Origin of the sequence: Chryseobacterium oryctis (assembly GCF_025971925.1) — a bacterium.
In the GTDB taxonomy this organism is placed as follows: Bacteria; Bacteroidota; Bacteroidia; order Flavobacteriales; family Weeksellaceae; genus Chryseobacterium; species Chryseobacterium oryctis.
Genome location: NZ_JAPDHV010000001.1, coordinates 274,274 through 297,922 on the forward strand (window position 1 = coordinate 274,274; position 23,649 = coordinate 297,922).

At 31.3% G+C, this 23,649-nt stretch carries 23 protein-coding genes; 4 read left to right on the forward strand and 19 right to left on the reverse strand.

What is annotated here, in order from left to right; genetic code table 11:
• The first annotated feature begins 156 nt into the window (after positions 1-156).
• Entirely contained in the window at positions 157-2,175 is a 2,019-nt protein-coding gene (locus tag OH806_RS01340; RefSeq protein WP_264741892.1) for a M3 family metallopeptidase, read from the forward strand.
• 80 nt (positions 2,176-2,255) lie between these two features.
• On the opposite strand, the gene OH806_RS01345 is transcribed toward OH806_RS01340, so the two are convergent.
• Both OH806_RS01345 and panD read right to left on the reverse strand, forming a co-directional pair.
• Positions 2,256-3,278 (reverse strand): lysylphosphatidylglycerol synthase transmembrane domain-containing protein, encoded by a 1,023-nt coding sequence (locus OH806_RS01345; RefSeq protein ID WP_264741893.1) that lies wholly within the window; start codon positions 3,276-3,278, stop codon positions 2,256-2,258.
• 3 nt (positions 3,279-3,281) lie between these two features.
• Positions 3,282-3,632, reverse strand: a complete 351-nt coding sequence (panD, locus tag OH806_RS01350; RefSeq protein ID WP_264741894.1) for an aspartate 1-decarboxylase — start codon at positions 3,630-3,632, stop codon at positions 3,282-3,284.
• A 400-nt stretch (positions 3,633-4,032) separates the two neighbouring features.
• Between panD and OH806_RS01355 the strand changes: the two genes are divergently transcribed.
• Entirely contained in the window at positions 4,033-4,323 is a 291-nt protein-coding gene (locus OH806_RS01355) for an HU family DNA-binding protein (RefSeq protein ID WP_264741895.1), read from the forward strand.
• Positions 4,324-4,392: 69 nt separating this feature from the next.
• Here OH806_RS01355 and pdxH read toward each other — a convergent pair whose 3' ends face one another.
• Positions 4,393-5,034 carry a pyridoxamine 5'-phosphate oxidase gene (pdxH, locus tag OH806_RS01360; protein WP_264741896.1) on the reverse strand — a complete coding sequence of 214 codons (642 nt, stop codon included), beginning with the start codon at positions 5,032-5,034 and terminating at the stop codon, positions 4,393-4,395.
• A gap of 24 nt (positions 5,035-5,058) precedes the next feature.
• On the opposite strand from pdxH, the gene OH806_RS01365 reads away from it, so the two are divergent.
• Positions 5,059-5,607: a YqgE/AlgH family protein gene (locus OH806_RS01365; RefSeq protein WP_264741897.1), complete on the forward strand. Its 549-nt coding sequence runs from the start codon at positions 5,059-5,061 to the stop codon at positions 5,605-5,607.
• 325 nt (positions 5,608-5,932) lie between these two features.
• On the opposite strand, the gene OH806_RS01370 is transcribed toward OH806_RS01365, so the two are convergent.
• The 6 genes from OH806_RS01370 to OH806_RS01395 all read right to left on the reverse strand — a co-directional run bounded on the left by OH806_RS01370 (position 5,933) and on the right by OH806_RS01395 (position 10,712).
• The gene (locus OH806_RS01370) at positions 5,933-6,742 is read right to left on the reverse strand and encodes an aminotransferase class IV (RefSeq protein WP_264741898.1); all 810 of its coding nucleotides are present in this window, start codon (positions 6,740-6,742) and stop codon (positions 5,933-5,935) included.
• Positions 6,743-6,819: 77 nt separating this feature from the next.
• Positions 6,820-7,206, reverse strand: coding sequence for an START-like domain-containing protein (locus OH806_RS01375; RefSeq protein ID WP_101239698.1), 387 nt, complete (start codon positions 7,204-7,206; stop codon positions 6,820-6,822).
• Between the two features lie 171 nt (positions 7,207-7,377).
• The gene (gwsS, locus tag OH806_RS01380) at positions 7,378-8,451 is read right to left on the reverse strand and encodes a grasp-with-spasm system SPASM domain peptide maturase (protein ID WP_264741899.1); all 1,074 of its coding nucleotides are present in this window, start codon (positions 8,449-8,451) and stop codon (positions 7,378-7,380) included.
• A 194-nt stretch (positions 8,452-8,645) separates the two neighbouring features.
• Positions 8,646-9,548 (reverse strand): grasp-with-spasm system ATP-grasp peptide maturase, encoded by a 903-nt coding sequence (gwsG, locus tag OH806_RS01385; protein ID WP_264741900.1) that lies wholly within the window; start codon positions 9,546-9,548, stop codon positions 8,646-8,648.
• Positions 9,545-10,414, reverse strand: coding sequence for a hypothetical protein (locus OH806_RS01390; protein ID WP_264741901.1), 870 nt, complete (start codon positions 10,412-10,414; stop codon positions 9,545-9,547). The genes gwsG and OH806_RS01390 overlap by 4 nt, the downstream gene beginning before the upstream one ends.
• Before the next feature lie 88 nt (positions 10,415-10,502).
• Positions 10,503-10,712 (reverse strand): grasp-with-spasm system A modified peptide, encoded by a 210-nt coding sequence (locus OH806_RS01395; protein WP_264741902.1) that lies wholly within the window; start codon positions 10,710-10,712, stop codon positions 10,503-10,505.
• Between the two features lie 227 nt (positions 10,713-10,939).
• Between OH806_RS01395 and OH806_RS01400 the strand changes: the two genes are divergently transcribed.
• Positions 10,940-11,305, forward strand: coding sequence for a helix-turn-helix domain-containing protein (locus tag OH806_RS01400; RefSeq protein ID WP_264741903.1), 366 nt, complete (start codon positions 10,940-10,942; stop codon positions 11,303-11,305).
• 55 nt (positions 11,306-11,360) lie between these two features.
• Here the strand turns inward: OH806_RS01400 and OH806_RS01405 are convergent, their stop codons facing one another.
• From OH806_RS01405 to OH806_RS01450, 10 genes are all read right to left on the reverse strand, one after another.
• Entirely contained in the window at positions 11,361-12,536 is a 1,176-nt protein-coding gene (locus OH806_RS01405; RefSeq protein ID WP_264741904.1) for an aspartate aminotransferase family protein, read from the reverse strand.
• A 141-nt stretch (positions 12,537-12,677) separates the two neighbouring features.
• The gene (locus tag OH806_RS01410; RefSeq protein WP_264741905.1) at positions 12,678-13,454 is read right to left on the reverse strand and encodes a hypothetical protein; all 777 of its coding nucleotides are present in this window, start codon (positions 13,452-13,454) and stop codon (positions 12,678-12,680) included.
• A 2-nt stretch (positions 13,455-13,456) separates the two neighbouring features.
• The gene (locus OH806_RS01415) at positions 13,457-14,284 is read right to left on the reverse strand and encodes a hypothetical protein (RefSeq protein ID WP_264741906.1); all 828 of its coding nucleotides are present in this window, start codon (positions 14,282-14,284) and stop codon (positions 13,457-13,459) included.
• Between the two features lies 1 nt (position 14,285).
• Positions 14,286-15,209, reverse strand: a complete 924-nt coding sequence (locus tag OH806_RS01420) for a hypothetical protein (protein ID WP_264741907.1) — start codon at positions 15,207-15,209, stop codon at positions 14,286-14,288.
• A gap of 728 nt (positions 15,210-15,937) precedes the next feature.
• Complete coding sequence (locus OH806_RS01425) at positions 15,938-17,683, reverse strand: OstA-like protein (protein WP_264741908.1); 1,746 nt, start codon at positions 17,681-17,683, stop codon at positions 15,938-15,940.
• A gap of 3 nt (positions 17,684-17,686) precedes the next feature.
• The gene (locus OH806_RS01430; protein ID WP_034709941.1) at positions 17,687-18,160 is read right to left on the reverse strand and encodes a Fur family transcriptional regulator; all 474 of its coding nucleotides are present in this window, start codon (positions 18,158-18,160) and stop codon (positions 17,687-17,689) included.
• 68 nt (positions 18,161-18,228) lie between these two features.
• Entirely contained in the window at positions 18,229-20,223 is a 1,995-nt protein-coding gene (locus tag OH806_RS01435; RefSeq protein WP_264741909.1) for a KUP/HAK/KT family potassium transporter, read from the reverse strand.
• 118 nt (positions 20,224-20,341) lie between these two features.
• A complete protein-coding gene (locus OH806_RS01440; protein ID WP_264741910.1) occupies positions 20,342-21,322 on the reverse strand; it encodes a pyruvate dehydrogenase complex E1 component subunit beta in 981 nt (326 codons plus the stop codon).
• Positions 21,323-21,434: 112 nt separating this feature from the next.
• Complete coding sequence (locus OH806_RS01445) at positions 21,435-21,854, reverse strand: DUF2147 domain-containing protein (protein ID WP_264741911.1); 420 nt, start codon at positions 21,852-21,854, stop codon at positions 21,435-21,437.
• A 158-nt stretch (positions 21,855-22,012) separates the two neighbouring features.
• Complete coding sequence (locus tag OH806_RS01450; RefSeq protein WP_264741912.1) at positions 22,013-23,641, reverse strand: ArnT family glycosyltransferase; 1,629 nt, start codon at positions 23,639-23,641, stop codon at positions 22,013-22,015.
• Positions 23,642-23,649 lie beyond the last annotated feature (8 nt).

The window sequence follows — 23,649 nt, forward strand, 5'->3', positions numbered from 1 at the left end:
AATTAATCATTCCATGCCTCATATCAACTTTCCATATGACAAGATTAATTAAAGATAAACAATTTTGTCACAACTTTTCATTCAGGCATTATTTTTGAGCAATCACTCCACAAATCACTATGATTCCTTACATTTACAATAATTAAAAGTCAAAAAATGAATATCTTAACAGAAAAATTTAATACACCATATCATTCTGCACCTTTCAATAATATAAAAAACGAAGACTACCTTCCTGCTTTTAAAGAATTAATTCAAAAATCAGAAGAAGAAATTAACGCTATTGTCAGCAATCTAGAAGAACCAACTTTTGAAAACGTAATTGAAGCTTTAGCATACTCAGGAGAACAACTTGATGTAGTTTCTAATATATTTTTCAATTTAAACTCCGCCGAGACAAGTGATGAATTACAAAAAATCGCTCAGGAAGTTTCACCTATTTTGACGGAATATTCATCTAAAATCTCTCAAAACGAAGCCCTATTCAATAAAATCAAGAAAGTTTATGATGAGAAAGAAAAATACAGTCTGAACGAAGAACAACAAATGCTTTTAAACGAAACCTACAAAGGTTTTGTAAGAAGCGGGGCTTTATTAAGCGAAGAAAACAAAGAAAAATTAAAGAAAATCAACATGGAACTTTCTTTAAAATCTCTTCAATTCGGACAAAATGTTCTGGCTTCAACCAATAATTATTTCAAACATATCATCAACAAAGAAGATTTAGCCGGAATTCCTGATGCTATTTTAGAACAATACGCAGAAGAAGCCAAAGAAAGAAACCTTGAAGGCTGGGTTATTACTTTACAATACCCAAGCTACGTTCCTTTTATGACGTATGCAGAAAATCGTGAATTGAGAAAAGAAATAGCTTTAGCAAATGGTAAAAAATCTTTTGACGGAGGTGAATTTGACAATCAAAACCTCATTAAAGAGCTTTTAAATTTAAAACAGCAAAAAGCAGAATTATTAGGTTACATCAATTATGCAGACTATGTTTTGGAAGAAAGAATGGCAAAGTCTCCAACTAAAGTCTTTGAGTTTTTAAATGAACTTTTAGTAAAAGCGAAACCTTACGCCGACAAAGAAATTGAAGAATTAAAATCTCTTGCCAAAGCTGACGGAATTGACGAAATACAGGGATACGACCATTCTTATTATGCTGAAAAACTTCGTAAAGCTAAATTTGATTTGAATGATGAAGAATTAAAACCTTATTTCCCATTAAATCAGGTTCAGGATGCCGTTTTTGGTTTAGCCAATAAACTTTTTGGGTTAACTTTTGAAGAAAGAAATGACATTCCGAAGTACCACGAAGACGTAAAAGTATATGAAGTGAAAGAAAGCGGAGAATACAAATCTTTATTATACGTTGATTATTTTCCAAGAAAAGGAAAAAGAGCAGGAGCTTGGATGACAAGCTATAAAAACCAATACAAAAAAGATGGAGAAAATTCTCGTCCGCATATTTCTATTGTCTGCAACTTTAGCAAACCAACGAAAGATACACCAAGCCTGTTGACATTCCAAGAAGTAACGACTTTATTCCATGAATTTGGACATGCTCTTCACGGAATGTTGGCTGATACACAATATCCTACTCTTTCAGGAACTTCTGTAAAATGGGATTTTGTTGAGTTACCTTCTCAGTTCCTAGAAAACTTCTGTTATGAACCGGAATTTTTGAAAACCTTTGCTAAACATTATAAAACAGGAGAAATTCTCCCTGATGAAAAAATTGAGAAAATCGAGCAATCCAAAAACTTCATGGAAGGTTATCAAACGTTGAGACAACTCGGTTTCGGATTGCTGGATATGAATTATCATACAAAAGTTGAAGAGCTGGAAAATAAAAACGTTAAGGAATTTGAGGACGAATACACAAAAGCAACTCAGCTTTATCCTGTAAATCCTGAAACTGCAATGAGTCCAAGTTTTTCTCATATTTTCCAAGGGGGTTATTCAGCCGGATATTATTCTTACAAATGGGCTGAAGTATTGGATGCCGATGCTTTTCAGTATTTTAAAGAAAACGGAATTTTTAATGCTGAAATTGCAGCAAAATATAAAGTTCTTCTTTCATCTGGCGGAACAAAAGACCCAATGGAATTATACAAAAATTTCAGAGGAAGTGAACCTAAGGTGGAAAGCCTTCTGAAAAGAGCATTTGGATAAAATTTAATTCAGAAAAATAAAGAAAAAGACTATCATTTTTTTTGATAGTCTTTTTTATACTTTAAAATAATACTTAAAGTCTAGAATTCTTTCTTAGAATTTGCTTTATTTCTTGCTTTTGCCAACATTGGAATAGAAATCAACCCCATCACCAACATAATAACAATCTGAAGAGGTAAAGAAATAAATGAATACGTAAGCCCCATTTCACCTCCTAATTCAGCAGATTTTCCAACAGCAAGGAATAATGCCATAAAGCCATATTTCATTGCCAGATTAAAGGCTCCAATCCCTCCACTTGCAGGAATCATCATTCCTAAAGTTCCGACAACAATAATAAAAAATCCGTCTGCTACAGTAAAGTTTGAAGTTTCAGGCAATGCAAAACATACCAAATATGCTGCAAAGTAATACGAAACCCAAATTCCTATCGTGTATAGAATAAATTTTCCTTTTTGTTTTAATTTGAATATTGAAGTTAAACCCTGCAAAATACCATCTATAAAATTGATGATTTTATCTAAAACAGGGACATTAGATAATCTTTTTTTAAACACAAAAAATAAAATACCTCCTAATCCTAAAATAGATAATCCAATTAAAATTTTATTCGGATTGATATTTACTCCTGAATTTTTATAAAAAGAAAGAATTGCCTCATACTTGAAAATCAATGTCAACCCTAAAAACCCCAACATACAAACCAAGTCTACCACTCTTTCAAGAATAATTGTCCCGAAAGATTTATCAACAGGAACTTTTTCAACTCCATACAAAGCAGTAGCTCTGGCTACCTCTCCACTTCTTGGAATGGTAAGATTCATTAAGTATCCAAAAGAAATTGACCAAAGCGAATTGGAGGTTGACACAGGATACCCCATCGGTTCCAGCATCAAATTCCAACGAACAGCTCTAAACCAATAAGCCGCAATCCCAAAACATGCTGCAAATAAAACCCACCAATAATTAGCCTTGGATAAAGATTTTTGGAATGATTCATAATCAAAATCTTTAAGAGCAAACCATAAAAAAAAGCCTGCTATCGCAAGCGAAATTACTATTGTGAGTATAGATTTTAAAGGACTTGATGATTTTTTCTCCATAGATTAAGTAAGAAGATTTGTTTTTTCGTCCGGAAATACAATTTTTGGCTGAAAAGTTTTTGCTTCTTCGGGAGTCATCTGAGCATAAGCAATAATGATAATAGTATCATCTTTCTGTACTTTTCTAGCAGCAGGACCATTTAAGCAAATCTCACCAGATTTCCTTTTTCCTTTAATAACATACGTATCAAAACGTTCTCCATTATTTACATTTACAATATAAACTCTCTCACCAACCACCAATCCGGCAGCATCAATAAGTTCTTCATCAATTGTAATACTACCAATATAGTTCAGGTCAGAAGCCGTAACTCTCACCCTGTGAATCTTAGACTTAAAAACTTCTATTAACATGGTGCAAATTTATTAATAAAAATTTATAAAACAGGCTTTTAAAATGAATTTAAAACCAACAGACACCCAGTAGTTTAATTTCATTATAACCATTTTTAACAAACTTTACTTACAAAATACACAACCATATCCCTAAAACTATTAATAGTTTATACAAAATTAGGAATTTGATAAATACAAAAAACAATTTCACATTTTTGCTAAAGTCAATATTAATAAGTATTTGGCATGATTTTAGCAACCTGTATCGTAGATTTTTCGCAAAAATATGAATTATCATTTTTTAATAGTTTCTGTTGAAAATCAAAAAAAAATTATATATTTTAGTAAAAAAATTGCACAATTAGAAAATTGTATTATATTTGCTATAATTACGAAATTAACTTTAATATTAAAAATTATGAACAAGTCTGAATTAATCGACGCAATCGCAAAAGATGCAGGTATCACAAAAGTTGCAGCTAAAGCTGCTTTAGAATCTTTCATCGGTAACGTAACTTCTACTTTAAAGAAAAAAGACGGAAAAGTTTCTCTAGTAGGCTTCGGGACTTTCTCAGTAGCAGAAAGAGCAGCTAGACAAGGTATCAACCCTGCAACTAAAAAACCAATCAAGATTGCTGCTAAAAAAGTTGCTAAATTCAAAGCTGGAGCTGATCTTGCAAATGCAGTTTCTGGAGCTAAGAAAAAATAATCATTCAGATTATAAAAAAAATAAGACCTCATCGATTGATGAGGTTTTTTTTATTTCAAATTAATAAATCTATGGCGCCAATCGTGATATTTTCCAATCCAAATCATCCAAAGTATAAATAATCCTATCATGTAATCTATTAGGTCTTCCTTGCCAAAATTCAATTTCATAAGGCTTTACAATATAACCTCCCCAGTTTTCAGGTCTGGGAATTTCAGAATTCTCATATTCTTTTTCTAATTCTTTCAATTTATCTTCCAAAAACTCTCTATTAGGAATAACCTGACTTTGAGGAGAAACCACTGCACCAAGCTGACTTCCTTTTGGCCTTGAATGAAAATAGCCATCACTTAGATTCTCCACTATCCTTTCTAAATTTCCTTTAATTATAATTTGCCTTTCCAGATTGGGCCAAAAAAAATGAAGACACGCCTTATGATTCTTTTCTATCGCCTTTCCTTTTCTACTATTATAGTTGGTATAAAAAATAAAACCTTCATATGTATAAGCCTTTAATAAAACCATCCTCGTTCTCGGGCAACCATCATCTTCTAACGTAGAAATCGCCATTGCATTGGCTTCAGAAATCCCAGGATTCTCATTTGCATCCAAAAACCAATCCCTAAATTGCTCTATCGGATTTTGTTTTATCTCACTTTCAATAAGTTGGGATTTATCGTACACTTTTCTTTTGTCGTGCAGGTTTTCCATAAATATTTTTTATTAAATTTGAGTATGAATTACTCATACAAAGGTAAAATATTAATTTCCACACCAGATATTTCAGGAGATATTTTTTCCAGATCTGTGGTACTTATTATTGAACATAATGAGCATGGAGCTTTTGGGTTGATATTAAATAAAAAAAATAACCAAATGAGTAATAAATTCAAAAATTTCTTCGACTTTAATATTGAGGTTTACGATGGTGGCCCTGTAGAAAATGAAAAAGTATTTTTTATTGTAAAAGGTAGAAAAGTAACGGAAGTTTTCACTGAAATCAATAACGATTTTTATTTAACCGAAGACATCGAAAACATTATCAGCGCCATTCTCAACAACAAACTAAATGTAGGAGATGTTAAAATCTTTTCAGGATATTCCGGATGGAGCGCCATGCAGCTAGACAATGAGATTCAGAGAAAAATGTGGACCGTAGTTGATGTCTACAATTTAGACTACACATTACCAAATGATCAAAAACTCTGGAAGTCTATTATGCAAAATCTTGGTGGTGAATATCTCCTTTGGGCAAACTCCCCTGAAGACATTTCGCTAAATTAACCTGTATTCTTATTATATTAAAAAGGATTTAAAAAATTAACAAATTTTAAGAATATATTATATAATTTTTAAGAAATTATTTCCGTTATTTGAGTAATCAAAATTAAAGAAAATGAAAGGTCTTAGATTATATATTATACAAATTTTTCCGAACTCATTTTTGACCTTAAATCCCATTTATTTACACCGCACTTACTACAAAAAGCAATAACACTGTGTATATTTTCGTGAACAGGTTTTACGAATAAAAATACAAATTCTGATTTATTCAGAATAAAACCCGGTAAAGGACTTTGGAACTTTGTTGTTTACCGGGTTTGTCAATTTAAAAACTATTTCTCCAGCTTTCTACCATTTTAGAAAAACGGGAGCTTTCAAAAGTCTTATTTCTTATTTTACCTACAGAAAATATGCCTTTCTCATCAGAAATCAACAAAATCTCTTCTGCTTTCTGAGATTCAAAAGCGATGATTTCGTGTTCCTGAATATCTGCAAGATTATTTTTATGCAAAAAAGTAACGAAGTTTTCCATTAAAGGCGAGATATAAGCACCTTCTGTCTGCTTAGGAACTTTAATCACATTACCTTCTAAAAACAATAAATTTCCTGAAGTTGTACGAGCAATTCTTTTATTCGGATTCAGCAAAATAACATCATCCAAATCATTTTCCTGAGCATAAATACCTCCGTAAATATTTTCAGGACTGTGAACTCTGATATTGCTCAAAAGATTGTTATTTACATTAATCTCTTTTATTAAATCCAATTCCAAAGGTCTTGAATGTACATTAAGAACATCCTCTACTTCATTAACTTCATAAAAATACGAAACCGATGATTTTGCCAACGTCAGTTCATCCTGATTTCTATATACCTGAAAATTGATAATTCCGTTTTCAATTTCTTTTCCTTCGATAACATCTTTCTGAAAAAGTGACTGAAAAAACTCCAATGTATAAGTCAACGGAATATTCATTCTCATTTTTCTCATGGATGCCATCAGAAAAAAGTAACACTCTTCATCCATAATAAGCTTAGCATTCCTTACAAAAAAAGAAACCTTTACGGCATCTCCAAAAAGAAACGCTCTGTTATTAACCTTCAATTCACCTGATGTAAAATATTTATTTTCCAATTTTAGATTTGATTTATTTATAAAAAAATAATGAACGATAAATCGTTCATCAGTTTTATCATTGAGTACAACTACTTTTAAGCAGCACCTAATTTTATTCTAAGATTTTCAATTAGATTTTCCCAGTACATTGCATTTTCTTCTTCATCACCTTCTTCACAGAAATCTGTAATATTTAATGACAAATCTTCTGTAATATCATCTATTACAATCGTCATCTCAAAGAAATTTTTGGTTCCTTCATCTTCTTCCCATCTGAAACGTACAAATCCTTCAGGCTTATATCTAATCAAAGTCGCCTTCTCAGCAGGACCTCCCCCCCAACTAAAAAAGAAATCATCACCCTTCTCTGTTACTTCATCCGCAAACCATTCAGACAATCCTTCTGCAGTCGCCAGATATTCATACAAAATCTCTGATAAACAATGCATTGGAAATTCGTAATGGACTTTATGTTTCGCCATATAATCTTTGTTTTAATCGTCCCGCAATATATAAATTAATTTTTTTATTACACAAAATTGAATTTAATTTTTTACACTTTCTTCATGATATTTATCAGATATATTAAATATCTTTTGCCAGATTTTTTATTTTTATAAAAATAGGGTCTACAATGAGATTTTCATATTAAATTACTTATATAGCGAATAAAACTGTATTGCTTTTTGTTTTAGGGGATTTTTGCTCCACTCTTTCCATTCTCCAGTATAAGGATTATATCCGCATTTTAAAGGTTTAGAAATATCTAAACCATCTTCATTTGTATGACTACATTCTGTATATGCTCTACAATCCGTACAGATATAACGAAATTCACAATCTTTACAGACTTCTATATTATCTTTGGTTAAATTCCAATATTTTCTGAAAGCAGATTTACTTAACGCTTCTTCTAATGTAATCTCTTTTATATTTCCGAAACTTTGGGGCATTAATGGACAATTCTTAATATTTCCAAATCTATCAATGCCTATTTTTTTGTGAAGACAAGAATTGTGATTAATTGCTTCTAATACTTTTGGCATATTAGTATTGAAATATTTCATATCAACCTTTCCGCAAGATGATAACTCAAGTTCAGAACTAGTAAAATTAATTGTAAACCTAAATTCATCTTTTATTTTAAAGGGATTCCTTTTGCAATTATAAAAAACGAGATTATAAATTCTCGCTGTTTTCTCGTTAAGCCCTTTAATAAAAGTTTTATTGATTTGTTCATGAAAAGGAGAAAAAATTTCAATTCCTTGCAGGGCTGAATTTTCGAATATATTATCAATCTCTAAAAACTCTTCTTGATTTAATTTTTTACTTGAATAAATAACCAGATGTTTGATCATTAAACTTTCTACAGAAAACAGAATTTTCTTAAGAACCAACCAATCTTCCATCTCAATAAATGCATCCGAAATATAAGAGTAATCATGATATTCTAAAGATAAAGGAGGTAAATTATTATCCCAACTTCCCTCCGTAATAAAACCGTATTCTTTACCTAAAAGAAAATTTAAGTATTGATTAAAAATTTCTTTAGATTCAACATCATATTTCTTTAAAATATCCTCAATAGAATTTATTTTCAATTCTTCTATGACCTCATATAGCTCCAAAGGATATAATTCTGATACATTTCTTTGTAAATCTGACACAAGTATTCTAGTTACTCCTTTTGTTATTAAAATATTACTAAATAAATTAAAATATATCATAGCATTCTTACAAAAGATTTATTTGGTCTTTCTCTTTCATAGAAGCAGGTTTTATATTTTTCACATTCAATATAATAAACTATATCTTTTCCAGAGTTTTTATCAGATTTTTTTTTCTTTAATACCTCCATATATTTGAAAGTAAGAGGTAATTTATTCTTTTCATTCATAGGTTCTATTATAATTTATGCATTTTACAAGTATTCTGCAATTATCTTTTCTAAGTTATAATTACATCCCCCAGAAACATTACCGAATTGTCCTATCGGGTTTATCTCCAGAAAATAATACTTATTTCCACTTTTAATGAAGTCAATAGAACCACAGTTAAGGTCAAACCCCTTCATTAATAGATATATTTTTTCTTCAATAACTTTAGGTAAATTATAAGGCACATTTCTATTAGGTTTTTCATAATTATACTTTCTATGGTCAACTTTAGTTTGATCATCATTCTGTGAAAAAATTGCCATTGACCAAATTCTACCATCCAAGTAAAAACATCGAATTTCAAAATCTTTCTCAATTTTTTCTTGAAAAAAAGAAATGAAAAATTTTTCCTTCTCAGGTTTGTTTACTATTGAGGTATACATAATTCCATCATGATTTCTATCAATAGATTCCAACATTGGGTTTCCCGCAATAGGCTTTACTATAGTTTTATCAATAACTACATCATCTGTATTTTCAGACAGAAAGTATTTAGGAACATCTAAGCCTACCTCCATCGCTTTTTCTAGCACTAAAAGTTTATTAATATGACTATTACTCTGCGTATTGATATGTTTTTTTGATTCCAATTTTTTCAAAACATAATCTTGAAGCCAATGTTGCGTTTCATGCATATGAATATCCACAGACTCATTTTTATATTTATATTGTCTAAACCTAATTCCACTCCTCCTATACCATACACTTGTTATTTCATCTAAAAAAAAATTATTTCTCTTACTTTCAAGAAATATTCTTTTACCCTCTGTTTTAATCTCAAAAGTTTCATTTTCAGACACTCTTATAAAACTTTTCCCTATTACAAAAAGCCATTTTATAACCTCCGTAGTTGTTTGATCTTTTTGATTAGATATAATAAGTATCATTTTCTATTATTGAAACTTTTCTTGATATTAGAATAATGCATTAAACTAGGAAGACCAATTGCCTTACGTCTACGATTAATCTCCAAAGAATCTTCACTTGATACTGACTCCCAAAGATTGTAATAAGTTTTGTTATTTTTACACAGATAATATTTATCTATAATAATAGCATACATTTGTGGAGAGATTTCTCCCTTTTTTAGGTATTCGTTTAGCTTGGGATATATTTTATCATAATCTAAACATATCAAATGTGAAAGAATAGTAATAATTGCTAGTGGCTCACCATCATTTCCTGATGTTCCTACTTTTTGCTCTGAAGGAAATCCATAATTATCGAAAATCCATAAAAATAGGTTTAGATTTTTACTATCGTTCCTTTTCATTATTATTGGATCTGTCCTATTTCCTTCATGATCTCTTTTTGAGGCTAATGTAAGAGAATCTAAAAGTTTTTTATCTATGTTATTTTTCATTTCCATAATCCTTTTACGTACTTCTGTACTATCAATTCCATATTTTCTAAAAAGTGGAAATAAATTTTCATCAATAAATGGAGTATTCTGTTCAATTAAACGATAAAGAATTGTTTTGCCTCCAAAATCAACTTGTTGTTGATCTGACAGCCTTATATAAGTTTCAAGCTCTTGGATATGGTTTTGATTTTTTGGTGGAAATTTTTGAAATAACTTTTTATAACTTTTAATAATATCCTTAGGATCATTGGTAATCCTATATAAACTATCAATCTTATTAACTTCTTGATAGTACTCTATATAACTTAAATCTTGATTTTTTTTACATTGATTCAACAAAGAAGCACATAAAAACACTAAAAAACATGATATATAAAAATGTAATTTCATGGACATAAAATGAAAATAAAAACTGAATACTTGAGCTGATTAAGTTATTATAATAAAGAGGAAAGAAAAATCTTTCCTCTTAGAATATTTAATTCTCTTCAAAACTAAGAGTGTGTCTACCCACCCATTTCCAATTACCAGAACCATCATCTGTGTAATAATCCTGATCTACAGCTCCACCAGCATTTGAAGGAGATTTTCTTGAACTTGCAGACCCTCCTTTTACAGATTGCAGATTTTCCAATTTTTTGTTTTCTAATGAAGAGAAATTACTCTTCATTCCTTTTAATTTTTTCATCTTTTAAAATTTTAAATATCAATAATTTGTTCTGCCACGAATTCTTGGCGTAATTTCCTGAATTTGTTAATGTATTTGCGCACATACATCAACAAACTCTCATCAATTGATTCTCAAATATAATAACATTTTACACTCAATAGTGAAAAACACATGCAAATTTCATGTAATTTTCTTGCAAAACTTATACATATTTTGCATATTTTTGTAACAAATAAAATCACAAAATGATACAAGAAAAACTCAAAAACGTTAGAAAACAAAAAGGTATGTCTCAGGAAAAAATGGCAAAAATACTTTCCACAGATCCATCAAATTATTCTCGCAAGGAACGAGGAGAAGTAAAAATTTATGATGATGAATGGATAAAACTTGCCGAAGCACTTGAAGTGCCTGTAGAGTCAATTAAAGAAAGCGAAAGTAAATTTTCCATAAATAATGACAACTCTACTTTTCATGATAATTCTGGAAATTATAACCAATACTTCAGCATTCCTAATACCGTACTAGAAAGTTTACAAGATTATATTTCACTATTGAAAAAAGAAATAGAAAGACTACAAGAGGAAAACAACCATCTAAAGTTAAAATAACATTTTAGATACATAGTTACATAAAAAAACTCTTCATTTCGAAGAGCTTTTTATTTTAATTTTCGTTTAAAACATCAATTATTATCTGACATCCTTCTCTTATTTCATTAAGAGAAATTGTCAAAGGAGGGGAAATTCTCAGATATTCATTTCTATACAACTGCCAAAAAACGATTAAACCTTTTTCCATGCATTTTTTAGCAACATTTAAAGTAAATTCAGGAGAACCTAGATTAACCGCCAACATCAATCCTTTACCATTAATATTCTTAATTTTAGGATGAACCAACAGTTCTCTGAATAATTTTTCTTTTTCAGCAACTTCATTCATCAAGCCACTTTCTAGAACTTCTTTTAATGTGGCATGACAGGAAGCTGCAATCAAAGGATTTCCTCCAAAAGTTGTAATATGTCCTAATTTTGGAGAATGTGCCAGAGTTTCCATAATTTTTCGGGAACTCATAAAAGCTCCTACAGGAACTCCACCTCCCATTCCTTTACCCATCACCAAAATATCAGGAACAATTCCGAAATGTTCAAAAGAGAACAACTTTCCGGTTCTTCCAAATCCCGGTTGAATTTCATCCAAAATCAAAAGAGCCCCTACTTCCTCACATCTTTTTTTAAGTTTAATCAGGTAATCATTATTTGGAACTAAAAACCCTGCCGCACCTTGTATAGTCTCTAAAATAACACAAGCTGTTTTCTCGGTAATTTTGCTGAATTCATTTTCATTATTAAATTCAATAAAACTCACCATTGGCAACAACGGACGAAATTCTCTTTTATGAGTTTCATTACCAGAAACACTTAAAGCACCATGCGTATTTCCGTGATAAGAATTTTTGAAAGAAACAATTTCTTCTCTTCCTGTATATCTTTTTGCCAATTTCAAACTCCCATCAATGGCTTCTGCTCCACTATTTACCAAATAGGTAATTTCTAAAGGCTCTGGAGTAGCTTCTGCCAACAATTTGCATAAAGCAACCGGTTTTTCCTGAGCATACTCTCCATACACCATTACATGAAGATATTTATCTGCCTGTTCTTTGATAGCATTGACAACCTTTGGGTGAGAATGCCCTAACGTATTCGCAGAAACCCCTGCAACAAAATCCAGATATTTTCTTCCGTCTGTACCATAAATATAGCTTCCTTCTGCTTTTTCAACTTCAAAACCCGCCGCGAATCTCGTAGTCTGAGCCTGATATATAAAAAAATCTTTTTGCATTTCCATTTTCGTGAAAAATTTCAGCAAAGCTAAAAAACATTAATCAAACCCCGAAATAATACCAATAGAATAAAAGAATCGCTTCCAATAAATGAAAGCGACTCCCTTAAAATCATAAAAATATATAGTTACACTGTGTCCTTACAATACTTTTTCCACCGTCACATAACTTCCGTTTGTGACTGTATAAGAAGTCGTACCACCTATTTCTGATATTGCTTCTAAAGTAATATATTGTCCCTGAACAACATATACAGAGAAGTCCAAACTGATTTTTCTATTGGTTCCGTCATGATTAACTGTAGTTTCCAAAAGCTGAACTCTTTTAGCATCATTGACATATAAACTTGCTCCCAACCTGCTACTGAATGCTCCAGCAGCACCTGTGAGATTCAAATTTAAATTGATTCTATACAAACCAGTCTGACGGATATACAGTCTATTAAGACCATCACCTGTTACAGGTACATTTGTTTTAAGCCTTAATGGATCTGCAAGAAAATTGGGTTTATCTATAAGAGGATTTATAGGCAAAAACACTGAGCCAGAGGTTGTAGCAACCTGATTCAGTTGAAATCTTGAAATATTATCTGATTCCACCTCAAATGCTTTACTCCATACCAAACCATCAAAAACCATTGCCAGGCCTGTACTTTTAACAAATAATAACATCCCTCGTAATTCTTCTATCCTTGTAGTAGGAGCATTTGCCCCTGTATAAGGTAAATCCGTTACCGTTTCCACAGCCGGAAGACCAAATCCTTTTACTCCTGAGGCTTCATTAGTGTTTGTGATATACATCATCACCTTATCATTAGCATTGGCATTGACATCAGGATTAGGAATATTTGTAAAGTTTACTTGTGCATTGTATATACTTAATACAAATAAAAACAAGCCGAATATGTATCTTTTCATTATTAATAAGCTTTAATTAAACGTGCAGCGATGTATGAATTAATTGAATTGGAATCTGTACCATAAGCTGACAAAGATCCTCCTGAACCTGAAATAGTGGTAATTCCTGGCACAACCCTCAACTCTGCTCCTGCTGGAAGGGATATTGTTTGAGAAAAACTTGAGGTTTTATTACCCTGAGTATCAATGATAAAAATTATGGAATAATTAGTTTTTGATACAATTGTCTCCCATTCTGAACTAGGTGTATATTTTACCTGTAATGTTAGCTTAAACTCAGTAATACCAGCTTGTGCTCCAAGACTCCCACCTGTAAATCCTAATGCAGCACCTACATCATACATCCCAGCTTGTTTAATTGTTACTGAACTTGCATTTTTAAGTAAAAGGTTATCAACAAGAACTTCACTCTTATCATCAGGTGCAAGATATTCAGGTGCTCCCAATGCTAGGCAGATTCCTAATCCAAAAGCCAAACAAGGAATTGAAATTCCTGAAGAAATTCCTAATCTGGAACCTTTAGGATGATAAATCCCCTGTATCTGCCTCGCAGGATTCCAAGCATAGCCATCATACTTATAATATTGGTCATCATTCTTATTGTATATAAGGCTTCCCGTAAGGTTTGCATTGTCATTAAATAAATCAGTCACTGAGGCATTATAAGCCGGAAAAGAGGTATAAATATTGGAAGAAGGAAGTATAACACCTTTTGTTCCATCAACAATCTTTAATATATTTTTGTTGCTACTAACGTTAGTACCAATCGAAACCTGAGCATAACAGCAAACCTGTGATATCAGTAATATAAAAATTAATTTTGCTTTCATCTTATTGCATATTTATTTTTTCAACAATTATTTCTGATACTCCATTTCCTACAGTATTCATGGAAAATGACATTGCATTTCCACCGATAAGCCCTGTACATACTCCTGTACTTATATTCTGATTTCCGTAAAATCTTAATCTAAGATTATCTCCAGCATTGAAAACACCTATATAGGTAAATGACAATGACTGTCCCACATCAATTGCATTTGGAGAAATACTGCTTAACGATAATGCTCCACTGGTCGAACTTGAAGAATTATTTGTAATAGGTCTCCATGTCGTTGGAGCTGCAGAAGTACTTGTTTCTAAATCTACTCTCGAATATAAATTAATAGTTACCCCTAAACACAATGCTGGCGTCTTAACATCAATAGCACCACTTTTAAAGGAAATCTTGTATAATCCTCGGGTTTTAATATTAATAACATTACTGGTGGCTGATGCTAAAGATACATCGGAAGAAATTTCATTTAAAGCCGGACTCGGAGACGTGAAAGTAACATCCATAGCTCCTCCACTAGTTGGACACGATCTATTTACTCCTCCACAGCCTAGTCCACATGTACCACAATCTGCAGTTATAACGGCACTTCTAATAAAACGTGCCATTTTATTATTTTTCAAATTAGAAACTATCGGATCAGAGATTTTCCATGTTGTCCCGTCATTTTCTACTATACTTCCTGTTTCTCTATTATAAATTATGGAACCTTGTGTACCCGAACCTGTTGTACCTGTAGCGGAAGTAGGTAATACAGAGGCTGTATTTGCCCTAGGTAGTCGGGCTGCATTATTGTCCTGCTTTACATGCAGTTGCGTTCTTGAATCCGGACTAAAAGACGCATCTTTCGAAATCCCAACTTGAGCGTTAATTTTAAGACCAAAAGTCAGAAAAATTAATAAAATAATCTTTGCGTTCATCTTTATTTTAATGTATGTTGTTTCTAATAAATAAATATTCCATTTCAATTATTTATCAAAACAGGAATAAAAACTAGGTATTTGAAGCAACTACCATCTGACAAAACAAGTAATTCTTCTATTTCAATACATCTAGCTTCTTTATTAAGTAAGGTATTTTTATAAATCCCAACTTATACAATATCATATGTTTTTTTATTAAAATTTGTTGTTGCTCTTTCTTATCATATAAATAATTACATCAATAAACAATACAAAAGAAAAGATATTTCAAATCCCAACTTATAATAAACTTTCTTATTAGTTTATTAAATAGAAAGTGCCTCAACATAGCGTTATATTTTATATACCATCAATAATAATTATACAAAATATAAATAACATTAATCCCAACTTATCCAATAAATATGCCAGTCAATTTTTTTTTTGCTATTCTCAATAACTAAATTTATAAAAATTTATTATTAAAAAGTAATTTATTATTATAATATTTTAACCATTAACAAAAAATACAACCTAAACACAAATTACAATTTATAAAAATCAATGAAAACCAAATTCTTACAAACATTTTACATATCACAAATAATTGAATAATTAACATATTTTATGAAATAAAGTATATCATAATACTCAAAAAAGAAATTTTGCTTAATCTTGGAGAATAAAAAATCACCATTATCATGTAAGACAATGGTGATTTTCAAAATTTTTATAAAATATCTAAATTATTTTCTTACTCTCTTCGGTTTTTTAGCTTCTTCTTTTGCCCTTTCCTTTTCTACCGCTTCCTGAGCCTGGTTGTAAAGAGCATTATCTGCCTCATACTTTATTTCTTCGTTATTTGGAGTATCTACTAAAATATCCTGCCATTTCCGAATTCTGTCTTTTGTATTCCAATTAAAATCTGGAAACTTCTTCTTTGAAGGTTCAATTTTACTCATCGGATATGTATCTGAAGTAGCACCAATGCTACAGGAAATAATTTGCAAAGCTTTCTCTTCAAATAAAGCACCAATGATTCCACAAGAAGAAAGCGAGATACCTATTCTTTCTTTTTCTTTTGTTTTTTCATTCACATCATCTGCATAAGTAATCGCCTGTGCATTTCCTATTACTTTCACTTCCTTAATATCATTATTCTGATAATAAGCATTCATTAGCTTACCTTTAACTTGATTAAACTCGTCTTTCAGACTTAATGAATCTACTTTGCTTATTGCGAAAGCATTTCCGATAACTCTTAGAGAATCCAGATCTTCTGTTTCAGTATTAAAATAGGCTTCAACTTTATCCCCAGTTACCTGTTTTTCACCACTCCAAAGAATAGGCTCTCTATACATATGCAAAATCCCGTCTGTTTCGTTAAAAGCTAGAGAATCTGCCCTTCCCTGAGCATTTGACTTATAAAACCTCCCTTTTCTAAAAGCTCTCATAAAGCTTTTCTTTTTGGTAGCATCAAGAGAATCTGGTTTTTGATAAGTTATAATTTTTTCTGAAGCAAAATAAATAGAATCTTTTTCAAGAATTTTCACAGCATACGGATTTTTTGTTATCATAGAAGAATCTTGTTTTTCAAAGATTTCCCCATATCCTCCTTTAACGTACCTTTTCTCTTTAGGATCATCAAGTGTTACGTTTCCCGTTGCTTTACCAAATCCAGTCAACTGGTTGTAATACATATCATCTCCCGTCAGAATTTTATCATTATAATGTATTCTAGAATTTTTATTAAGAAAAGCTTCCTTAGAATTCATTTTATAAGTACCTCTTTCGGTATATACGTAATTCTTAGGATTTTTTCGGTTTGTAATTGTTGTTGGACCAAAGAAATCGGCAATTTTAGAGTTTTGATTTTGCTTGATATTTTTCCCTTCAATAATATAATCCGGATTATCAATCTTTACATCTCCTACAAAATCAATCATTTTTGTATCTAAAAAGTAGGTTGCAGTTTTAGTATACATTGTATTCTGACCATCAGTAATCGTACCACCAGTATTAAAATAAGCCTGATTTGCAAGCCTGTCATAATACATAATATCAGTTCTGATTGTTTGTTTTGGGTCTGTAAGTACTACATTTTTTCTGGCAACACCTTTTTGGGTATTTCCATCATACTCCATTTCGGCAGCGGTAATGACTGAACCATCTGCATTCTGAAGTTTTGTATTTCCTATTGCCTTTACAAAGTTTTCCTCATCATACATTACAACCTCATCAGCTGTAAGGATTGAACCTTGATGCTCTATTTTAACATTACCTTTTAAAAACCTGTTCCCGTCATACTTCAAAGGATCTTTAGTAATCTCATCAGCATTCAAAATCTTTACTCTATCTCCCGGTTTTACTTGCGGTGGGGGAGCATTTTTCATTGGATTTTGTAAATAAGGATCTCTTTGCACAAGTTTTGGTTTCTCTTGCGCAAAAGTAAACGTTGAAATAAAAACTAATAGAACAAAAATTAGTCTCATTGATTAGTCATTCTTAGTGCCATAAAAATATAGCGAATGAGAATCAATTTTTACGCCAAATGCATCTTCAATTGCTTCTTTAATCCCCTGAATTCTCGGATCACAAAACTCAATAATCTCCTCAATCTCTTTATCTGAGTCTTTTTTATAAATCACCAAATGATCATGTTGTTTATCAAAATATGATTTTTCATAAGATGAAGAGGTCAGCGTTTTTTCACCAAACTGATGCTTACGAATCAATCCTGCATCAAGGAAAATCTCAATAGTATTGTAAATTGTTGCTTTAGAAACGTGATATTTTTTCTGCATCATTAGAAGATAAAGATCATCTACATTAAAGTGATGATCCATATTATAAATCTCTTCTAATATAGTATATCTTTCAGGTGTATTTCTGAAACCTTTCTCTAGTAGATAGTTTCTCAACACATCTTTAATCAAAGCAATATTTTTTTCTTTTTGTATAGTATCCATCAAAAAAATTATCTACAAATTTATTGAATTTTATTTAAACAAATATCGGACAAACTTGTTAAAGGATATTAATTATTATGTCTTGAAAATCCTGCCTGCTCAATTTTATGATCATAAACTGTAAGCTCCGTAATTGGCGCAGACTCTACAACCACATTGTGTGAAGTGACTCCCCAAGCCTTGAAATCATCACTTCCGATATACTTAACAAAATTATAAATATTGAGTGTAATTTTCTGTTTAACAGTTAAAAGTATATCGTTGATATAGGAGTTATCAATAATAACATATTTCAAATCAGGCGGAATATTGTGTGTTCTCAAAGACGGATGACTACTTCTTGACGGAATTGTATCATCTTCCATCAAATCTTTTAAAACCATTCCGAAATAATCATTAATTCTGCGGTCAACCTTAAACCCTAAAAGGAAGTTAATTTTATAGATAGTTCCTGGTAAAATCTCATCAACAGTATATTTAAAAGTAAAAGGATCTTCCTGATTGGCAATTGTTAAGATAAAATAATGATCAGCTCTTTTAGGTTGTTTTTTTATAATAGAATAGATAATCTTTGATTCTACCTCGTCACCTCTTTTTGCTCTGCTCAGATAAGCCAGATTAGTAGCATATTTAGGGATAGTTTCGTCAAGTTTCATATCCTTGATAATCGGAGCATATTTATCTATTTTAACATATTGAATAAAATTAGCCTTAATCAATCTTCCATTATACCAAGCATACATACAAACTGCAATAAAACCTCCAAGAACCATAGTCAACCAACCTCCATCAACAAATTTTATAACATTTGCATAAAAGAATCCGGACTCTAAGAAAAGATAAACCATTGCAAAACCAATAATAAATATTTTATTTACTCTTGTTCTACTTAGCCAATACAACAATAAAATAGTAGTCATTAGCATGGTAATGGTAATAGTAAGTCCATAGGCAGCTTCCATTTTCTCGGATTTTTGAAAGAAAATCACAACTACAAAACAAAACGCCATCAATCCCCAATTAATTCTTGGAATATACATTTGACCTTTTACTCCGGAAGGATATTCAATATGCTGATTGGGCCAAAATGAAATAGACATTGCCTCAGAGAACATCGTAAACGAACCTGTAATTACAGCCTGACTCGCAATAATTGCAGCAGCTGTTGCCAAAATTACTCCTGGTAAAACAGCCCATTCAGGCATAATTCCAAAAAAAGGATTTACTCCTGTATTATGTACCATTTCATGATTCTCCAGCAACCAAGCACCTTGTCCCAAATAATTAAGAATCAACATTGATTTAACAAAAATCCAGCTAACCCTAATATTCTTTGCTCCACAATGCCCCAAATCTGAATACAAAGCTTCGGCACCTGTGGTACAAAGGAAAACCGCCCCCATAATCACAATTGCACTCGATGAATGTGTAATAAGATTATAAGCGTACATCGGGTTGAATGCCTTGAAAATTTCAACATGATCAAAAATGTGTATTGAACCAAAAACTCCTAAAATAAGAAACCAGGTTACCATAATTGGTCCAAAAAATTTTCCAATAGAAGCCGTTCCAAACTGCTGAACGACAAAAACAATAAATAGAATAAATAGTGTTATGACAACTACCGGTGTTTCAGGATTATATATTTTAAGCCCCTCAATAGCAGACATCACCGTTAAAGAAGGAGTAATAACACTATCCGCAACAAGTGTAGATGCACCAATAATTGCTACGACATAAAGCCATTTTTTCTTAAGTCTTTTCACTAAAGAATAAAGAGCAAGAATACCACCTTCACCTTTATTATCAGCTCTTAAAGCTATAATAACATATTTAACAGTGGTTTGAAGAGTCAAAGTCCAAATGATACAAGACAGAGCTCCTTCAATATATTCATCAAATGGCATTGTTGCACCATCTTTACGAGCATTTACGATTGCCTTCATTACATAAAGCGGCGATGTACCAATATCCCCGAATACAATCCCAAGAGATACAATAACGCCTATAAATGAAAGCTTCTTTAGATCAAAATGATGACCACCTTCTGTAACTTCTGCCATATCAGCAATTTTAAATTTTAAACGCGCAAATTTAAATTAAATTTATATCCCCAAGAACTTTTAACCATGAATATAATAAATGAAAAAACTTCCTTTCGGAAGTTTTTCTCTATAACCATTACTTTACGTACATTGCTTTTTTAATCTCCTCTTTTACTTTTTCAAGTTTAGGGAACCACTCTGCAAATAGTGCTGCAGAATAGGGAGCCGGAGCATCAGGAGTTGTAATTCTCTTGATTGGAGCATCCAGATAATCGAATGCTTTTTGTTGAACCATATAAGTAATTTCAGAAGATATTGAACCAAACGGCCAAGCTTCTTCTAAAATAACCAATCTATTCGTTTTCTTTACAGATTCTAATATTGTATCAAAATCTAATGGACGAACCGTTCTAAGATCAATAACTTCTACAGAGATCCCCTCTTTCTCCATATCTTCAGCAGCCTGAATAGCCAACTTCATAATCTTACCGAAAGAAACTAAAGTTACATCTTTACCTTCTCTTTTAATATCAGCCTTTCCGATTGGCAGGTAGTATTCTTCTTCAGGAATTTCCATTTTATCTCCATACATTTGTTCAGATTCCATGAAAATAACAGGATCATTATCTTGAATGGCTGTTTTCAACAAACCTTTCGCATCATATGGATTTGAAGGCACAACTACTTTTAAACCAGGACAGTTCGCATACCAACCTTCAAAAGCCTGAGAGTGAGTAGCTCCTAATTGACCTGCAGAAGCAGTAGGTCCTCTAAAAACGATAGGACAATTCCATTGTCCACCACTCATCTGACGGATTTTAGCCGCGTTATTAATAATTTGATCAATCCCCACTAAAGAGAAATTGAAAGTCATAAATTCTACGATTGGTCTGTTACCATTCATTGCAGATCCTACAGCAATCCCTGTAAAACCAAGTTCAGCAATAGGAGTATCAATTACTCTTTTCGGACCAAATTCATCAAGCATTCCTTTTGAAGCTTTATATGCACCGTTATATTCTGCAACTTCCTCCCCCATCAAAAAGATAGATTCGTCTTTACGCATTTCCTCGCTCATTGCCTGTGCAATTACCTCACGAAAAGTATATTCTGCCATATTTATTTGAAAAATTTAGACTACAAAAATAGTGTTTTTTTATTATACACATAATAAAAACGACATCACATTTCAATGTAATGTCGTTTATTGGTTTTATTTAAAATTTATATTAATTAACTTTATTCCAAACCTGAGTTCTTCCCAGTAGAGATAAACCTACATAACCTCTTACATTTAACTGATCGCCTTTTTTAGTAATAGTACACTTGTACGTTTTTCCGGTTTTAGGATCTGTAATTGTGCCTCCTGTAAACTCATCCCCATCTTTTTGCAACCCTCTGATAATCTCAAGACCTACAAGAGCTTTCCCTTTTCTATCGTCTTTACAAGCAGTACAATTAGGATCTGCTGGTTTTATCAATAATTGATGAATTTTACCGTAATATTTACCATCAGATTTTTTAAAAATCTCTACAATAGATTTTGCTTGTTTAGTTTCATCGTCTATTGTTTTCCATTTACCTTCAATTTGTGCAAAAGACATTACCCCAAATAATGAAAGAACGAATGTTAATAATAATTTTTTCATATTTCTTATAGTTTTAATTCTAATAAAAAGATTTTGTTGTTAATTCTTTTCTAAAAATATAAATTTATTTCAAACAACCAAAAAATTTTATTATCCAAAGCATATATAACAACAGATATGCCAATTTTAAAACTTAAACATTTATTAAACACAAAGGTCTACTCTACTATTTCAATTAAGAAAATCTTATCCAATTGTTCAGTTCTAGTTTCAGGATTCAGAAACTTCAAAGAAAGCCTTGTTATTCTGTAATCATTTTGTTCAATAATGATTTTATATTTCTTTTTTACTTCTGGAAGTCTTTCTTTATAAATCAATAAATAATCACCTTTTTTTACTTCATCAATAACAACTCTTGGAGTATTTCTTTTGGTATAAAAATCGAAAGCCCAAGATTCTGCTCCTTCAGGCATAAAGATTTTATCTTTTAACATTCTTTCATTATTAACCTGCTGTGCTATTTTATAACTTCCTTGATATTGGGTAAGAACAGGATAAAATTGTGTATTAAGATAAATATTAATCCCAATTGCAAATACTAAAGAAACAAATACATACTTCTTGAAGATATTTTCTTTTCTAAAAATATTAACAAGCAAAACACCTATCAACAAAACAAAAACAACATACATGAATACGTTATCAATTCCTGTAAAAAAATAGGTAAGCAAACCAACTCCAGCAATTGCCCCAAAGACAACAACCAATTGAATTATATATAAAACTTTAGCTTGTTTAGAAACATTTCTTTTAAATATATCAAATAAATAAGCTGCTGTAAAAATTGCCAACACAGCAATAAGTCCATTTAGATAATGTGGAAGTTTAAATTTAGAAGCTGAAAAAAGTAACATAACCAACCAGAAACCTCCTAAAGACAAAAATTCTACTCCACTTATTTTTTTGAATCTATTTTTAATAAAAAAAGCTGTTTTATCGAAAACCCCAACATAGAAAACCAAAGAAAAAGGTAAAAAAGCCCACAATAACGTATGGAAAAAGAACAAATAATCCGGACTGGTTTCTTCAAAGCCTGTTGCTGTTAAACGATTTACACTTTGATTAAGCAATATAAATCGTATTCCTTCTTCACCAAACTGATTATAATAAGCGTATAAAATCGGTAAAATTCCAACAACAAAACTTATGGTCGCAATGATAATTTTAAAATTAAAAAACCTTTTCCATTCTCTAGAATACAACAAGTAAGCAAAAACACAGAACCCAATAATCACAATTGCCATTAATCCTTTTGATGAAAAAGCAATTGCCGTTCCCAGTCCCGCAAGAATTACACTCAGAATATTTTGGGTTTTAATAAATTTAACAAATTGCCACAATGAAAAAATAATAAAACCAGTCAAAACAGCATCCGTCCTTACATCATGAACAGAAAGAATAATTGTTTGCGCAGAAAGAAATATCAAAGAAGCCAGATATCCTATATTTTGATTTTCGTATAATAAATCTGTTAGTTTTTTTGTAGAAAAAGCTCCCAAAGCAAGACACAATAAAGCAGGAATTCTGTAAGCAATATGACTAATTCCAAATATTTTCATTGAAATTGCAGATAACCAAAAATGCATGTGAGGCTTATCCAAATACGGATTATCTCCTTTGAAAATATTGAAAAAATCGTTGTTCAAAGTCATTCTCATAGCCATTGATGCATGTTGAGCGGAATCATTCTCCATCAACGGAATAAATAAGCCCGATATATAAACAATTGAAAAACCGATATATAAGAATAAAATTTGAGTCGATGACAGCAGTTGATTTTGATTCATCTAAAAGA

Bases quoted from the DNA above. Each gene is read 5' to 3' on its own strand.
- OH806_RS01340 (WP_264741892.1), top strand. From the start codon at position 157: ATGAATATCTTAACAGAAAAATTTAATACACCATATCATTCTGCACCT.
- OH806_RS01345 (WP_264741893.1), bottom strand. From the start codon at position 3,278: ATGGAGAAAAAATCATCAAGTCCTTTAAAATCTATACTCACAATAGTA.
- panD (WP_264741894.1), bottom strand. From the start codon at position 3,632: ATGTTAATAGAAGTTTTTAAGTCTAAGATTCACAGGGTGAGAGTTACG.
- OH806_RS01355 (WP_264741895.1), top strand. From the start codon at position 4,033: ATGAACAAGTCTGAATTAATCGACGCAATCGCAAAAGATGCAGGTATC.
- pdxH (WP_264741896.1), bottom strand. From the start codon at position 5,034: ATGGAAAACCTGCACGACAAAAGAAAAGTGTACGATAAATCCCAACTT.
- OH806_RS01365 (WP_264741897.1), top strand. From the start codon at position 5,059: ATGAATTACTCATACAAAGGTAAAATATTAATTTCCACACCAGATATT.
- OH806_RS01375 (WP_101239698.1), bottom strand. From the start codon at position 7,206: ATGGCGAAACATAAAGTCCATTACGAATTTCCAATGCATTGTTTATCA.
- gwsS (WP_264741899.1), bottom strand. From the start codon at position 8,451: ATGATATATTTTAATTTATTTAGTAATATTTTAATAACAAAAGGAGTA.
- gwsG (WP_264741900.1), bottom strand. From the start codon at position 9,548: ATGATACTTATTATATCTAATCAAAAAGATCAAACAACTACGGAGGTT.
- OH806_RS01390 (WP_264741901.1), bottom strand. From the start codon at position 10,414: ATGAAATTACATTTTTATATATCATGTTTTTTAGTGTTTTTATGTGCT.
- OH806_RS01395 (WP_264741902.1), bottom strand. From the start codon at position 10,712: ATGAAAAAATTAAAAGGAATGAAGAGTAATTTCTCTTCATTAGAAAAC.
- OH806_RS01400 (WP_264741903.1), top strand. From the start codon at position 10,940: ATGATACAAGAAAAACTCAAAAACGTTAGAAAACAAAAAGGTATGTCT.
- OH806_RS01405 (WP_264741904.1), bottom strand. From the start codon at position 12,536: ATGCAAAAAGATTTTTTTATATATCAGGCTCAGACTACGAGATTCGCG.
- OH806_RS01410 (WP_264741905.1), bottom strand. From the start codon at position 13,454: ATGAAAAGATACATATTCGGCTTGTTTTTATTTGTATTAAGTATATAC.
- OH806_RS01415 (WP_264741906.1), bottom strand. From the start codon at position 14,284: ATGAAAGCAAAATTAATTTTTATATTACTGATATCACAGGTTTGCTGT.
- OH806_RS01420 (WP_264741907.1), bottom strand. From the start codon at position 15,209: ATGAACGCAAAGATTATTTTATTAATTTTTCTGACTTTTGGTCTTAAA.
- OH806_RS01425 (WP_264741908.1), bottom strand. From the start codon at position 17,683: ATGAGACTAATTTTTGTTCTATTAGTTTTTATTTCAACGTTTACTTTT.
- OH806_RS01430 (WP_034709941.1), bottom strand. From the start codon at position 18,160: ATGGATACTATACAAAAAGAAAAAAATATTGCTTTGATTAAAGATGTG.
- OH806_RS01435 (WP_264741909.1), bottom strand. From the start codon at position 20,223: ATGGCAGAAGTTACAGAAGGTGGTCATCATTTTGATCTAAAGAAGCTT.
- OH806_RS01440 (WP_264741910.1), bottom strand. From the start codon at position 21,322: ATGGCAGAATATACTTTTCGTGAGGTAATTGCACAGGCAATGAGCGAG.
- OH806_RS01445 (WP_264741911.1), bottom strand. From the start codon at position 21,854: ATGAAAAAATTATTATTAACATTCGTTCTTTCATTATTTGGGGTAATG.
- OH806_RS01450 (WP_264741912.1), bottom strand. From the start codon at position 23,641: ATGAATCAAAATCAACTGCTGTCATCGACTCAAATTTTATTCTTATAT.